This is a genomic window from Advenella sp. EE-W14, from assembly GCF_012923605.1.
Classification (GTDB): Bacteria; Pseudomonadota; Gammaproteobacteria; order Burkholderiales; family Burkholderiaceae_B; genus Advenella; species Advenella alkanexedens.
In genome coordinates, this window is the sequence record NZ_JAAVNG010000006.1 from 1 (window position 1) to 15,218 (window position 15,218).

Here is a 15,218-nt window from a genome sequence, read left to right on the forward strand (position 1 = left end):
CCACTGAAAAGCCCAGGGACAAGTGTTCCAGCAATTCCATCATGATTATTTGCTCCCTTTAATTTTTATGATCAGGATAACGAAGCCAACAATAATCGATAACGGAATAATGATCATTGCATAGGTGGGCCATTCGGCAAAGGGAACCGGCCACAGCGGGAAGATCAGGCCCAGGCCCCTGACAAAAGCCAGCCAGGTGAAGATCACCAGGAAAATGGCATTGCCAATGGCGATTTTAAGGCTGAACTCGTGACTGGCCAGGCTGCTGAAAATAACCAGCAGCACCAGTGAGATGTACAGGCCCAGGTTATCCAGCATGACACCGAACACTACAATCGAGCCGATGATCAGGGCAAGAATGTCGAAGTCGAATTTGCCAATATGATGGTCATCGGCTTCTTCACCACGCAGTGAACCAATGGTGACCACACCGCCCAGCAAGGCCAGGACGACACCCAGCCAGAATGGAAAATAGCCAGGCCCCATACGGGCAGGCGTGCCCATGTCATAGCTCGTGGCGAACAGGGCAAAGCCAATTCCTAGAGCGATGAACATCAAGCCGGACCAGAAGTCCTGTTGATTCTTAATGTGCATAACTTATAACCTTAGTTAAATAGATGAAATGTGTGAGATTTATAATGGATCGGGCAAAAAAGCGGATGAGGCTTTCATCCGCTTTTTTATAAAAATCGCAGGGATTACTGCAATTCAATATTGCCTTTTTTTACAACATCCTTGGCCCAGTCATACTGTTGCTGGATTTCCTTGGCAAATTCTTCAGGTGAGTTACCTGCTGGGAAGGCCCCTTGTTTTTCCAGGGCAGCAATCACGGTGGGGTCTTTCAATGCATCAAGCGTTGCTTTATTCAGGGTGGCAATCACGTCTTCGGGAGTACCGGCAGGTGCCAGCAGACCATACCAGACGGGTTGGTTCAATTCAGGGTAACCCAGCTCTTTAAAGGTGGGAACATCTTTCATACTGTCCAGACGTTCTTCCCATGCAATTGCCAGAGGACGAAGATTTTTGGCTTCGATTTGTGGGAAAGAGGATGGCAGGTTGTCGAACAAAATACCAATTTGTCCACCCACGGCATCGGTAACTGCCGGGCCTGAACCCCGATAGGGAACATGAACGATGTCGGTGTCGGTGGCCAGGCGGAAGGCTTCGCCAAACAGGTGCAGAACACTGCAGGTGCCCGATGAACCGTAAGAGTATTTGTTGGGATTGGCCTTGACTTCGGCCAGGAAGGACTGGAAGTCATTGGCAGGAAATTTGGGGTTGACTTCAAGTACGTTGGGCACGTTGACGAAGTTGGAAACCGGCGCAAAATCTTTCAGGGGGTCATAACCCAGTCCTTCGGGTTTGCAGGCAGGGTTGACGCCCAGGGTTGAAACGGTTGCAATGGATAGGGTATAGCCATCAGGTTTGGCGCGCGCAGCTTCAGAGGCGCCAATGGCACCACCCGCACCGGCTTTGTTTTCCACTACCATTGGTTTGCCCAGGATGTCACTCATTTTGGCAGTGACGATCCGGGTTACGATATCGGTAGAGCCGCCAGGCGCAAAAGGAACAATAACGCGAATGGGTTTGCTTGGGAAGTCAGCTGCATATGACGTGCCACTTATGATGGCGGCAGCACTGAAAACTGCGGTTAAAAGGGATTTTTTCATATAAATTCCTTGACAATTTGTAAAATCTGCATCGAAAAAATATACTTATAGAAATAATCTATTTCGAAGAAGGGCAGATAATAGTAAGAACAAGCGGAACCTTGCAAGCATAAATACAAATAATAAGGGTAATTGCCTAGAAATTTGCGGGTCGCCTGCAAGGTTTAAGAGTTATTTGTAACTATTGGCTTTTAGTTTGTCTTGCGGTGAAAAAATGTGATAGTTCTCCCACGATTCCTTTTCGGAAGGCCATCACGCAGATGATAAAGATGAGTCCCATGACAATCGTAACCGATTCACCCAGGCTTGAAAACCATTGTACGCCAGTCGTATTGGCAATCATGCGGCCCAAATCACCAATCTTGTTTTCGAGCATGACAACAATGAAGGCACCGATGACAGGACCGGTGAAGGTACCTACACCGCCGATCAGGGTCATTAATACAACGATACCTGACATTTGCCACATGGCGTCGGATAGCGTGGCTGACACAAAAACCAGTGTTTTTGTGGCACCGGCCAGTCCGGCAATGGCAGCGGACAGGACAAAAGCCAGCAGCTTGTATTTGTCTACATCATAGCCAAGCGAAATGGCACGGGGTTCATTTTCCTTGATGGCTTTCAGGACCTGACCAAAGGGCGAGTTGACGGTTCTCCAGCAGAGGAAATAACCAATCATGAAGATGCCAACTACCACATAGTAAAGGTTCAGGTCGTTTTTCAGGTCGAGCAGGCCGAAGAGATAGCCTCTGGGCACGCCTTGCAAACCGTCTTCACCACCGGTGAATGGTGCTTGCAGATAGAAAAAGAAAACCATTTGGGCCATTGCCAGCGTGATCATGGTGAAGTAAATACCGCTGCGCCGGATCGCCAGACCCCCGATCACGAAACCAAGGATGGCGGCAATCAGGATGCCGTAAAGAATACCCAGCTCGGGTGAAAATCCCCATACTTTAATGGCATGGCCTGTTGCATAGGCGGCACTGCCCAGGAAAGCGGCGTGTCCGAAAGAGAGCAGGCCAACGTAGCCCAGAAGCAGGTTGAAAGCGCATGCAAACAGGGCATAGCACAGGATTTTCATGACAAAAATGGGGTATATGCCGAACGCAGGCAATGAGGCGGCCACAATGGCAAATAATGCATAGCCAAGGATTTGTCGATTCATTTTTCTTTCCCAAAAAGTCCGGCAGGGCGGAGTAATAAAACAATGGCCATAATAATGAAGACTACGGTGCTGGAAGCTTCAGGCCAGAATACTTTGGTCAGTCCTTCAATCACCCCCAGGCCAAGACCGGTCACAATAGAACCCATGATGGAGCCCATGCCACCGATAACAACGACCGCAAACACGACAATAATCAGGTTGGCGCCCATGAGGGGGGATACTTGCAGCACGGGGGCGGCCAGCACACCGGCAAAACCGGCCAGGGCAACACCAAAACCATAAGTCAGGGTAATCATAAGCGGTACGTTAATGCCAAATGCTTCAACCAGCTTGGGGTTTTCAGTACCGGCACGCAATAACGAGCCAAGACGGGTTTTTTCAATCATGAACCAGGTGAACAGGCAAACAATGATGGACGCCAGCACAATCCAGCCACGGTAAATGGGCAGGATCATGAAGCCCAGGTTGACCGCACCACGCAGGCTTTCCGGGGTGGGATAGGGTTGGCCCGAGACACCATAAAAGCTGCGGAAAACGCCTTCGATCAACAGGGCAATGCCGAAGGTAAGCAGCAGGCCATAAAGATGGTCGAGCTTGTATAAATGGCGCAGCAGCAAGCGTTCGATGATCATGCCAAAAATGCCAACCAGAATAGGGGCGACAATCAGCATGACCCAGTAATTAAGCCCCAGGTATTGCAGTCCCATCCAGGCCAGGAAGGCGCCCAGCATGTATAAAGCACCATGGGCGAAGTTGATGACATTGAGAAGGCCAAAAATGACGGCCAGACCCAATGAGAGAATTGCGTAAAAAGAACCGTTTACAAGGCCCAGCAAAATCTGGCCAAGAAAGGCTTGAATAGGGATGCCGAAAATATCAATCATAATGCATAACGTTCAGTTTATTTATTGACCACATGTTTTAACTGGTGTTGTGACAGCCCCGGGTAGAGGCTGTCATGACTACAGTGCGAATCTGTATGAAGTGCCGTTTACAGTTTGCAGGTGGATTCGCTCGCGGGACCGAAAGCCTTTTCTCCTGAAACTTTGTCAACAACGTTGTAGTAATCCCATGGGCCTTTGGATTCTTCCGGTGTCTTGACCTGCATCAGGTACATGTCATGGACCATCAACCCGTCTTTCCGGACGATGCCATCTTTGGCGAAGAAGTTGTTAATTGTGTTGGACTTGAACCATTTCATGACGGCTTCACCGTCATCGGTGCCGATTTCCTTGACGGCTTTCAGGTAGGTTTCGGCTGCAGTATAGTCGGCTGCCTGAACGAATGAGGGTTTGCGCTTGATGCGTTCCTCGAACTTGGCGGCCCATGCCCGTGACTCGTCATCCTGGTTCCAGTACCAGGGGGCGGTCAGGTACAGACCCTGTGTGGCTTGCAGGCCCAGTGCGTGCACGTCGTTAATGAATACCAGCAGCCCGGCTGGTTTCATGCCTGGCGTTACGCCAAATTCGCTGGCGGCCTTGATGGAGTTGATGAAGTCGCCCCCCGCGTTGGCCAAGCCCAGGATTTCAGCACCAGAGGTTTGGGCCTGCAACATGTAAGAGGAGAAGTCGGTGGTGCTTAATGGCACGCGAACCGTGCCCTTGATGGTGCCACCGGCGGCTTTCACCACATTGATGGTGTCCTGTTCAAGGGAGTGGCCAAAAGCGTAATCGGCGGTGATGAAGAACCAGGTTTTACCACCCTGGTTATAAACGGCAGAACCGGTTACATTGGCCAGTGCCTTGGTGTTATAGGCATAGTGAATGGTAAATGGGGTGCAGTGGGTGGTGGTGAGGGCTGTTGCGCCGGCACCGATCGAGATATAGGGTTTTTTCTTTTCGGCGGCAACGGCAGCCGAAGCCAGTGCGGTGGCTGAGTTGGTGCCACCGATAATCATGTCAACCTTGTCCTGGTCGATCCATTCACGGACTTTGGCCGATGCCACGTCAGCTTTGTTTTGGTGATCAGCGGTCACCAGTTCTATTTTTTTTCCATTGATTTCACCGCCAGCGGCTTCGATGGCCATTTTAATGGCTTCGCCACCGGCAGGGCCGTCCAGGTCGGAATACACACCGGACATGTCGGTAATGAAGCCGATTTTAATGATGTCATCGGAAATTCCCTGGGCTTGGGCAAGGCCCAGTGTGGACAGGGTAATTGCCGTAGCCAAGGCTGTTTTTTTCAATTTTGTTGAATTCTTTATTCTCATGTTTGTCTCCGGGGATAGAATGAAAAATAGCTTAGACACCCAGCAGGGTATGGAGAGTGTCCTGTTTGGCGGCCAGCTCGGAAGCCGGGAATTGTTCCACGATTTCACCATGTTCCATGACATAGAAATGATCGGCCAGGGGGGCGGCAAAGCGAAAGTTCTGTTCGACCATCACAATGGTGAAACCTTTGGCTTTCAGGGTCGTGATCATGCGGGCCAGGGTTTGGACAATGACAGGAGCAAGACCTTCTGAAATTTCATCCAGCAACAGGATATTGGCACCTGTGCGTAAAATCCGGGCCACCGCCAGCATCTGCTGCTCACCACCCGACAGTCGGGTTCCCGGTGAGTGGCGGCGCTCGAGCAGGTTGGGAAACATTTCGTAGATTTCCGCCAGGGACATGCCTTTGTCGCCAGCGGTGCGGCCATTGAGCTGCGGAGGCAAAAGCAGGTTTTCCTCACAACTCAGGCTGGCAAAGATGCCGCGTTCTTCGGGGCAATAACCAATACCCAGATGGGCGATTTTATGGGTGGGCAGGTTAATGGCTTCAACACCATGGATCTTGATGGAGCCTTTGCGGGTGCCGGTTAGTCCCAGCAAGGCCCGCAGGGTGGTGGTACGGCCTGCGCCGTTACGCCCCAGCAGGGTAATGACCTTTCCTTTGGGAATGCTGATGTTGACGCCATGCAGAATGTGCGATTCACCATACCAGGCCTGCAAATCCTTGATTTCAAGTGCGAGTGCTGTCATGTCAGTGAGCCCCTTCCAGTTGACCTTCGGAAGTGCCCATATAAGCTTCCATCACGGCGGGGTTACGTGAAACTTCCTGGTAACTGCCTTCGGCCAGCGTGGCGCCCCGTGCCAGAACGGTGATTTTGTCGGCAATCGAGGAAATCACGTTCATATTGTGTTCGACCATCAGGATCGTGCGGCCGACGCTGACTTTTTTGATCAGTTGGGTGACCCGGTCCACATCTTCATGCCCCATACCCTGAGTAGGTTCGTCAAGCAGCATGAGTTCGGGCTTCATGCCCAGCGTGGTGGCAATCTCCAATGCCCGTTTGCGCCCGTAAGGCAGGTTGGAGGTGATTTCATTTTCAAATTCAAGCAGGTCAACTTCGGCCAGCAATTCCCTGGCCTGGTCGTCAAGCTCATGCAGGCATCTGTTGCTTTTCCAGAAGTGAAAAGAATTGTTCTGCTGGCGTTGCAGACCGATGCGTACATTCTCCAGCACCGTCAACTCGGGGAAAACGGCTGAAATCTGGAAGGAGCGGATAATGCCCTTGCGTGCGATTTGAGCCGGCTTTTCAGCCGTAATATTGGTGCCATTAAAAAGAATATTGCCAGCGGTGGGACGCAGGAATTTGGTCAGCAAATTGAAGCAGGTGGTTTTACCTGCGCCGTTGGGACCGATGAGCGCATGAATATGACCGCGCTGCACCTGCAGGTTTACATCATTTACCGCCACGAAACCAAGGAATTCCTTGGTCAGGTTTTTTGTTTCTAAGATTAAATCACTCATGTTATGCATTAATTTTAAAAAATAGTGATTGAAAACACAGGTGTCTCCCCATGCCTTTGGTACAGGATGAGTATGCGTTAGAAACAGATTGGCTCGCTATAGGTGCTTTCCATAAGGATTTAAGATTAAAGCGGGTAGAAAAGAGAAAAACCGCGAAAAACAAGGTTTTTCGCGGTTTTAGATATAAATATATAATTTTTCAATAGCGGTGAAAGTGTAAAAACCGCTTGTTTGTTATATGTGTGTAATAAACTTGGTGACCAAATATCCGTCAAAGGTTTCGGTACCGCCTTCACTGCCGATGCCACTGTCTTTCACGCCACCAAAGGGAGTTTCAGGCAAGGCAGAACCGAAGTGGTTGATATTGACCATCCCCGCCTCAAGAGCATTGGATACTTTGGTGGCGGTTTGCAGTGAATTGGTAAAGACGTATGAAGACAGGCCGAAAGGCAGACTGTTGGCCCTGGCCAGAACTTCATCGGTGTTGCTGAATTTAACCACCGGTGCAATCGGGCCAAAAGGCTCTTCGGTCATAAGCTTGGCATCATCTTTAATATTGGTAACAACGGTTGGCGGGAAGAAATAACCGGTTTGTGACAGGGGGTCACCGCCCAGTTCAATGGTTGCGCCACGCTGTCTGGCATCTTCGACAAAAGCGCTCATGCTGCCAATGCGACGCTCGTGCGCCAGGGGACCCATCTCGGTTCCCTGGGCCGTACCATCACCCACCTGGATGTTTTTCAAGGCACCAACAAAAATATCCAGGAACTGGTCATAGGCTTTTTCCTGGACATAAAAGCGGGTGGGCGACACGCAGACCTGACCGGCATTGCGGATCTTGAACTTGGCCAGGCTCTTGGCTGCCTGTTCGATATTGGCATCATCAAAGATCAGTACGGGAGAGTGACCGCCCAGTTCCATGGTGATGCGCTTCATGTGGGCACCTGCCAAGGCAGCCAGCTGTTTGCCAACCGGTACCGAGCCGGTAAAGGAGACTTTACGTACGATCGGGGAGCGGATCAGGTAGTCGGATACCTTGGCGGGCTCACCCCAAACAATATTCAAGACCCCTTTGGGCAGGCCGGCGTCGTGAAAGATGCGGGCAATCGCCATGACGGCACTGGGGGAGTCCTCGGGGCCTTTCAGGATAATGGAGCAACCGGCGCCAATCGCTGCTGAAATTTTACGGATAGCCTGGTTGTAAGGGAAGTTCCATGGAGTGAAAGCGGCACATACACCAATCGGCTCACGTACCACGATCTGGCGCACATTGGGTGTGCGGGGAGGAATGACCCGACCGTAAATGCGACGGCATTCTTCGGCATGCCAGTCGCAGTGGTCGGCGCATGAAATGATTTCACCTACCGCTTCGGCCAAAGGTTTGCCTTGGTCGCGGGTCAGGTTCAGGCCAATTTCCTGGGCACGGTCACGGGATAATTGGGCAGCCTTGCGTAAAATGGCGGAGCGCTCCATGGGAGAGCTGTGCTTCCATGAGTCGAACGCCCGCTGCGCAGCGGACAGGGCACGATCCAGATCCGCCTCACTGGCATGAGGCAGTTGCCCCAGCACTTCAAGGGTTGCCGGGTTGATGACGTCCTGGGTTTTGCGTCCTCCACCAGAAATAAACTCGCCATCTATATACAGACTCAGTGCTTCATATTGACTCATTTTCTTTCAATCCTCAGTTAGTGTTTTGAATAAAACTTTTTATTTGAAATTTGGGTTTTAGACTACTTTGCTGACCGATTCGGCAAAGTAGGTCACGTTGTTTTCGTTAAGGCCGGGTACACTGATCCTGCCTGAGTCGATCAGGTAAACACCATAATCGGTACGCAGTTTTTCAATTTGTGCCAGGCTTAAACCGGTGTAGCTGAACATGCCATTTTGTTTAATGATGAACGAGCTGTCGAAGTGAGGTGCCTGCGCGTGCAGGATATCGTAGGCTTTCTGGCGGATGTTCCGGATGCGGGTACGCATTTCATTGACTTCGCTATCCCATAGGGCAAACAGCTCCGGGTCGTTAAGCACATCGGAGATCATGCGGGCACCATGCAAGGGCGGGTTGGAGTAAATACGGCGTACCAGCAGTTTGATTTGTCCGAGTACCCGGTCGGCTTCATGGGTATTTTGGCAAATCACTGAAAGTGCACCACAGCGTTCGGCATAAAAAGAAAAATTCTTGGAAAACGAATTGGCAACCAGCATGGGAATGTTTTTGGCAGCCAGCAGACGCACGGCAAAGGCATCTTCATCCAGGCCGTTGCTGAAACCCTGATAGGCGATGTCCAGGAACGGGATCAGTTTGCGATCCACAATGATATCGGCAATTTCTTCCCATTGCGTGGTGGACAGGTCTGCGCCGGTCGGATTGTGGCAGCAGGGGTGCAGCAGCACAATGCTGCCAGCGGCAAGGTTCTGGAAGGTTTGCTTCATTTCGTCAAATAGCAGCACGCCTTTGACGGAATCGTAATAGGGGTAGGTGTGGGTTTTCAGGCCGGCACCCTCAAAAATGGCGTGGTGGTTATCCCAACCCGGGTTGCTGATCCAGATTTCACTGTTGGGGCTGGCCAAGTGCAGGAGCTCTCCGCCAATACGCAGGGCACCGGTGCCTCCCACGCTTTGCATGGTCACAATGCGCCCTTCGTTCAGGGCAGCGCATTCAGTGCCAAAAAGCAGTTTTTGTACGGCGCTACGATAGCTGGGTAAACCTTCCATGGGTAAATATTGGCGGGTTTCGGGTTGCTGAGCACGTTTCAGTTCGGCTTGATGGATACTGTCCAGGATGGGAATCCGGCCTTTGCCATCATAATAAAGCCCAACGGTCAGATCCACTTTATTCTGGCGCTGGTCTTGGCGGAACATATCACCAATTCTGAAAATGGGGTCTCCGGCATAAGGTGCTAAATGCTCAAACATGGCTTTCCTTCTAGTTAAAAATATGCGTGCGTGGAAAAAAATAACTGTACCATGGAAAAGCCGGGTTCCATGCATGGGTTTGCCAGTCAGAATGCAATCATCTCCTGGCGGGAAAGCCAGGAGATGATCAGGTGGTTTTTTTGTTTTTAACTGCTTGCTTATTGCGCTACCCAGGCGTTATAGCGCTGCTCAAGGGCATCGCCGTAATCGGTCCAGAAATTGACATCCAGCGCAATGGCGTTTTCAATGTTTTGTTTGGAGCTGGGCAAGTCTTTGCCAATGTCATCCGGCAGGGCATTGATGGCTTCGTGGGTGGGCGGGCCATAAGGAATGTTGGAGGAGTAGGTGATCAGGTTTTTGGGCTGGCTGGCAAACTTGATAAAGTCGAGGGACCTCTCAATATTGGGGGCTCCTTTGGGAATGGCCCAGTAATCAAGTGCATACAGACTCTGGTTCCAGACGATGTCCAGGGGGCGCTTGTCCTGTTTGATGGCTTGGGCAATCCGGCCATTGTAGGCCGAAGACATGACGACGTCACCGGCAACCAGGTATTGACCGGGTTGTGAACCCGACTCCCACCACTGGATATGCGGCTTGATTTCATCCAGTTTCTTGAAGGCACGGTCAACGCCTTCAGGGGTTGCCAGTACTGTGTAAACGTCTTTGGGAGAGACGCCATCGGCCATCAGGGCAATTTCAAGGGTGTATTTGGCCCCTTTGCGCAAAGCCCGTTTGCCGGGGTATTTGTTAATATCCCAAAAATCGGCCCAAGAGCTTGGTCCTTCCTTGAGCTTGTCTTTATTGTAGGCCAGGGCCACAGACCAGATAAATGTACCCACGCCACATTCCTGTGCCGCGTGTTCGATAAAAGCGGATTCCGGAAGAACCTTGCTGTAATCAATTTCCTCAAACAGGCCTTCGGAGCAACCGCGCTCCAGTTCAGGGGCTTCAACCTCTACCACATCCCACTGGACGCTGTTGGTGTCAATCATGCTTTTGATTTTTCCCATCTCGCCGTTCCAGTCCACGGCATTGATTCGGGTACCGGTTTCTTTTTCATAAGGCTGAAAGTAGGCTTTTTCCATGGCGGCTTTTGAGTCGCCACCGAAAGAAACAACGGTAAGACTTTGAGCAGAGGCGGCAGCAGTAAAGGCGCTGAGTATGAAGCCTGTAACAATGGCTGAACGAGCATGTTTGAGCATAATTTCACATCCTTGTGTTTGGCATTATTGAATCATTTTCCGTGTCAGGCCGGTTTTTGGGCGGAACCCTGAAGGTTGAGCCTGAAGAAAAGTGATGATGGTGACATCATCGCAATTTTTGTTTTTTAAAGGAAATAGGGGTTTTCCCGTGAGATGATGAGGTGGCTGCAGGATTGGTGGATATGGATTGCGGGATTATTAAAATGAATATAAATGCAATGAATCATATAAATGAAATGCAATAAATCGTTAACTGGTTATTACAACCATAAATGCTCATGGATAATGAAGCGTGAATTTGGAATGGGATTGTCTGATGCTTTTTTAGTTCATGGTTATAAAAAAACAACAATTTCAATTTTGAATTAAATATGAAAATAATAATTGATGTGCGAGTCTTATGTTTGAAATTCCATTAGCTGAACTGGTGCTTGAAAAGCTGAATCGTGATGATAAAACCCCATTGCAACGTCAGCTTTATCAAATCATTCATGATCTGATCAACAATGGTAAATTGCCACCAGACAAAAAGCTGCCTTCTTCCCGTTTTCTGAGCAAAGAGGCGGGTATTTCGCGAATTACCGTTTCTTTGGTTTATGAGCGCCTGATTACCGAAGGTTATCTGTACAGCAGGGAAGGCAGTGGCACGTATGTCTCAAAGGTGGTCACACCGCTGGTGCCTTCCGGCAATGCGCCTGTCATGAAGTCCTGGGTATATTCCGAAAGGGGAGCCAGGTTGCTGTTGTCGGAAAGCAGTCCGCCGCAACCCAAGGGGGAGTTTGTGCCCGGTATCCCCGATGTCTCCGAGTTCCCGTTTCATATCTGGCGAAAAATCCTGGGCAAATATTATTCAAAAAAATATCTTCACCTGTCGGGCTACGCCGAGTCGGGCGGATATGTGGAATTGCGTAAGGCCATTGCCGCTTATCTGGCCATTTCCCGCTCCCTGCAGTGTGATCCCGACCAGATTATTGTGACCTTTGGCACGCCCCAGTCGCTGGATTTATGTACCCGGCTGCTGAGTGACCCCGGGCAGCAGGCCTATATTGAGGATCCGCCTTATTGGGCGACCGAGTCGGTATTTGAGGCAGGGGGGGTAAAGGTTAACTGCATACCGCTTGATGAAGAGGGAATCGCGCTGGAGGATGACATGATTGCCGTAAACGGCAAATTCATCTATGTCACGCCTTCACACCAGTACCCCACCGGTGTCACCATGTCGATGGAGCGGCGCGAGAAGATCCTGGCGCTTGCCCGAAAGCATCAGCTCTGGGTGATAGAGGACGATTATGACTGTGAGTTCAGGCATGATGACTTGCATTTGCCCTCTTTGCAAAGCCTGGATCAGGGCAATCATGTCATTTATTTCGGTACGTTCAGTAAAACCATGTTTTCCGGGGTGCGTCTGAGCTATATGGTGGTGCCTCCAGGGCTGGCGCCCGCCATGCGGCGGGCCATTTCAAACCTGTACTTGCCAGGCATGTTGCAGTTGCAGGCGTCCCTGGCTGAATTTATCAATGAAGGCCACTTCTACCGGCATATCAAGAAAATGCGGGCTATTTATTTTGAGCGTGGCGCCTTGTTCCGGGAAAGGCTCAAAGCGGTTTTCGGCAATAAAGTGACCCTTTCACAGGGTAATTCGGGTTTGCACCTAATGGCCCGATTCAATACTTTGTTAAGTTTCGAACAGTTCTCGCTTTGTGCCCGTCGCCACGGCATGATTGTGCGTCAGGTCAAATTCCGCAAACCCACGGAACACGGGCTTTGCCTGGTACTGGGCTATGGTGGCGTACCTACCCGGGATATTGCCGGAGCGGTTGATCGCCTGCAGCAAGTTTTCATTGAAGGCGAGCGTGGATTGTTCTTCAGTGGTGCCTGAAAATGCAACTGGCCTGATCAAAATTACACAAGTGGATATAGCCGATTGTGGTTTCCTGTCTTAGGATAAAAAAACAGAACTGACTTGATTGTGCAATATTCGACTGTTACGGAGACCCAAATGGAAAATACATTAATTCAGCAGGAAAGTGACGATATCAATTACCACTTGCACCCTTATACCAATGCCCGCAAGCATCAGGAACAGGGGCCGTTGGTCATCGTCAAGGGAGATGGGGTTTACGTTGAAGATATTCATGGCCGGAAATATCTGGAGGCCATGGCTGGATTATGGAGTGTGGCCCTGGGCTTTAGCGAAAAAAGGCTGGTCCAGGCCGCCATGCGTCAGTTTGAAGTATTGCCGTTTTATCATCAGTTCACGCATAAAACCCATGATGTGGCTGCCCAATTTGCCAAAATGCTCATTGATATCGCACCAGTGCCCATGAGCAAGGTGTTTTTTACCAACTCCGGCTCCGAGGCCAATGATACGGTCGTCAAACTGGTCTGGTATCGTTCCAATGCTTTGGGTTTGCCCAACAAAAAGAAAATCATCAGTCGCCTTAAGGGCTACCACGGCGTTACCGTAGCGTCTGCCAGCCTGACCGGTCTGCCAGGCAATCATCGCGGCTTTGATTTGCCTATCGATCGCATTTTGCATACGGCATGTCCGCATTATTGGCGTGATGCACAGGAAGGCGAAAGTGAAGAACAGTTTTCAACCCGTATGGCCCAGGAACTGGAAAACCTGATCCAGAAAGAAGGCCCTGAAACCATTGCCGCGTTCATTGCCGAACCGGTTATGGGGGCGGGTGGCGTGATTGTGCCGCCTGCTACTTATTGGGAGAAAATCCAGGCGGTTCTGGAAAAGCATGACATCCTTTTTATTGCTGATGAAGTGATTTGTGGCTTTGGCCGTACCGGGAAAATGTTCGCTTCTGAAACTTTTGGCCTGAAACCCGATGTACTGGTGCTGTCCAAACAAATTTCTTCTTCTTACCAGCCTTTGTCCGCTATTTTGCTGAATGAGAAAATGTTCAATCCGATTGCCGATGAAAGTAACAAGCTGGGCGTGCTGGGACATGGTTTTACCGCAGGCGGTCATCCGGTGGCGGTGGCGGTTGGCATCGAAAACCTGAATATTATTAAAGAGCGCAATCTGGTGGAAAATGCGGCAACCGTGGGTGCACATATGCTCAAGCGATTGCATGAGCTGGAAAATCATCCGCTGGTGGGTGAGGTGCGTGGCGTTGGCCTGATTGCCGGTGTTGAGCTGGTAATCGACAAAGCCAAGAAAACAGCGCTGGAAGTCCCGGGACAGCTGGGCACCATGGTAGGCAAAGTATTGCAGGATCTGGGCGTCATCTCACGCAATATCGGCGATACGCTTGCTTTTTGCCCACCCCTGATCATTACGGTTGAGCAGGTGGATGAGATGGTGGATAAATTCAAACAGGCGCTTGATATTGTTCATGAAAGATTGAATGGCTAAACAGAGGAGATAATGCTTATGTCTGGACCTGACAGCAATAATACGGATGTTCTGGTGCGTTTCAGGAATGTTCAGAAAAGCTATGACGGACGCTCCATGATTGTTAAAAACCTGAATCTGGATATACAACATGGTGAGTTCCTGACATTGCTGGGTCCGTCAGGTTCAGGCAAAACAACCAGCCTGATGATGCTTGCCGGTTTTGAAACGCCTACCTCGGGCACCATAGAGCTGGCAGGGCGTTCGCTGGACGATGTACCTGCTTATAAACGCAATATTGGCATGGTGTTTCAGAACTATGCCCTGTTTCCGCACATGACAGTGGCTGAAAATCTGGCCTTTCCCCTGAAAGTGAGGGGGATGGGCAAGGACGAGATAAAAAAACGGGTGGAAAACGGTTTGGCCATGGTGCAACTGAATCAGTTCGGCAACCGTTTTCCCAGCCAGCTTTCAGGTGGGCAGCAGCAACGGGTGGCTCTGGCAAGGGCACTGGTATTCGAGCCCCAGGTAGTGCTGATGGATGAGCCCTTGGGTGCGCTTGACAAGCAATTGCGTGAGCATATGCAATACGAGATCAAGCGGTTGCACAACAAGCTGGGCATTACGGTGGTCTATGTCACCCACGACCAGGGCGAGGCCCTGACCATGTCCGATCGCGTGGCGGTTTTCAATGATGGTGTCATCCAGCAGATCGATTCACCCGAAGAGCTTTATGAGCGGCCGGTCACTGCATTCGTTGCCAATTTTATTGGTGAGAATAACCGTACGCATGGCCGTATTACCGAGGTTGGAAATGAGTATGGCACGGTTCTGCTTGACAATGGTACACAAATGCAGGGCGTGCTGGCCAATCCGTCCCTCAAGGCTGGTGATATGGTGTCGGTTTCCATTCGCCCCGAGCGTGTCGTGATTGATCCACCTGCCGGCAGTACCGAACAAAACGGCCAGGGTGAAATTCTGGAATTCGTTTATTTTGGGGATCATGTCCGTTTGCGTCTGAATCTGTATGACAATCCGAATTTTGTGGTCAAGCAGCCTATTGCCTTGCTGAGCCAGACCCTGAAAGTGGGTAATCGGATTAATGTAGGCTGGAAGCGTGAATTTGTTCGTATTCTTGACCCCTATCAGTAATGTCGGGTTGAGGTGTTCGAGCTAGTCCGTCA

12 protein-coding genes and 1 pseudogene are annotated in these 15,218 nt (G+C 50.5%); 3 read left to right on the forward strand and 10 right to left on the reverse strand.

Translation table 11 applies throughout. The annotated features are described in order from the left end of the window. Positions 1-147: 147 nt before the first annotated feature. The 10 genes and pseudogenes from HCX92_RS02375 to HCX92_RS02420 form a co-directional block, all read right to left on the reverse strand. A pseudogene (locus HCX92_RS02375) lies at positions 148-594 on the reverse strand (tripartite tricarboxylate transporter TctB family protein); the annotation flags it as partial. A 104-nt stretch (positions 595-698) separates the two neighbouring features. Further along, on the reverse strand, positions 699-1,670 hold the full coding sequence (locus HCX92_RS02380) for a tripartite tricarboxylate transporter substrate binding protein BugE (protein WP_169293332.1): 972 nt from the start codon (positions 1,668-1,670) through the stop codon (positions 699-701). Positions 1,671-1,851: 181 nt separating this feature from the next. Next, positions 1,852-2,835 carry a branched-chain amino acid ABC transporter permease gene (locus HCX92_RS02385; RefSeq protein ID WP_169293333.1) on the reverse strand — a complete coding sequence of 328 codons (984 nt, stop codon included), beginning with the start codon at positions 2,833-2,835 and terminating at the stop codon, positions 1,852-1,854. Further along, complete coding sequence (locus HCX92_RS02390) at positions 2,832-3,719, reverse strand: branched-chain amino acid ABC transporter permease (RefSeq protein ID WP_200236323.1); 888 nt, start codon at positions 3,717-3,719, stop codon at positions 2,832-2,834. The genes HCX92_RS02385 and HCX92_RS02390 overlap by 4 nt, the downstream gene beginning before the upstream one ends. A 107-nt stretch (positions 3,720-3,826) precedes the next feature. After that, the gene (locus HCX92_RS02395) at positions 3,827-5,044 is read right to left on the reverse strand and encodes an ABC transporter substrate-binding protein (protein ID WP_169293334.1); all 1,218 of its coding nucleotides are present in this window, start codon (positions 5,042-5,044) and stop codon (positions 3,827-3,829) included. Positions 5,045-5,075: 31 nt separating this feature from the next. After that, positions 5,076-5,795 (reverse strand): ABC transporter ATP-binding protein, encoded by a 720-nt coding sequence (locus HCX92_RS02400; RefSeq protein ID WP_169293335.1) that lies wholly within the window; start codon positions 5,793-5,795, stop codon positions 5,076-5,078. A gap of 1 nt (position 5,796) precedes the next feature. Continuing rightward, the gene (locus HCX92_RS02405) at positions 5,797-6,567 is read right to left on the reverse strand and encodes an ABC transporter ATP-binding protein (RefSeq protein WP_169293336.1); all 771 of its coding nucleotides are present in this window, start codon (positions 6,565-6,567) and stop codon (positions 5,797-5,799) included. A gap of 234 nt (positions 6,568-6,801) precedes the next feature. Continuing rightward, positions 6,802-8,235: an NAD-dependent succinate-semialdehyde dehydrogenase gene (locus HCX92_RS02410; protein ID WP_169293337.1), complete on the reverse strand. Its 1,434-nt coding sequence runs from the start codon at positions 8,233-8,235 to the stop codon at positions 6,802-6,804. Between the two features lie 57 nt (positions 8,236-8,292). Then, positions 8,293-9,483: an amino acid aminotransferase gene (locus HCX92_RS02415; protein ID WP_169293338.1), complete on the reverse strand. Its 1,191-nt coding sequence runs from the start codon at positions 9,481-9,483 to the stop codon at positions 8,293-8,295. A 158-nt stretch (positions 9,484-9,641) separates the two neighbouring features. Then, positions 9,642-10,685 (reverse strand): ABC transporter substrate-binding protein, encoded by a 1,044-nt coding sequence (locus tag HCX92_RS02420; protein WP_169293339.1) that lies wholly within the window; start codon positions 10,683-10,685, stop codon positions 9,642-9,644. Positions 10,686-11,085: 400 nt separating this feature from the next. Between HCX92_RS02420 and HCX92_RS02425 the strand changes: the two genes are divergently transcribed. The 3 genes from HCX92_RS02425 to HCX92_RS02435 all read left to right on the forward strand — a co-directional run bounded on the left by HCX92_RS02425 (position 11,086) and on the right by HCX92_RS02435 (position 15,186). Beyond that, the gene (locus HCX92_RS02425) at positions 11,086-12,564 is read left to right on the forward strand and encodes a PLP-dependent aminotransferase family protein (RefSeq protein WP_169293340.1); all 1,479 of its coding nucleotides are present in this window, start codon (positions 11,086-11,088) and stop codon (positions 12,562-12,564) included. Between the two features lie 120 nt (positions 12,565-12,684). Continuing rightward, a complete protein-coding gene (locus HCX92_RS02430) occupies positions 12,685-14,055 on the forward strand; it encodes an aspartate aminotransferase family protein (protein WP_169293341.1) in 1,371 nt (456 codons plus the stop codon). 18 nt (positions 14,056-14,073) lie between these two features. Then, entirely contained in the window at positions 14,074-15,186 is a 1,113-nt protein-coding gene (locus HCX92_RS02435) for an ABC transporter ATP-binding protein (protein WP_169293342.1), read from the forward strand. Positions 15,187-15,218 lie beyond the last annotated feature (32 nt).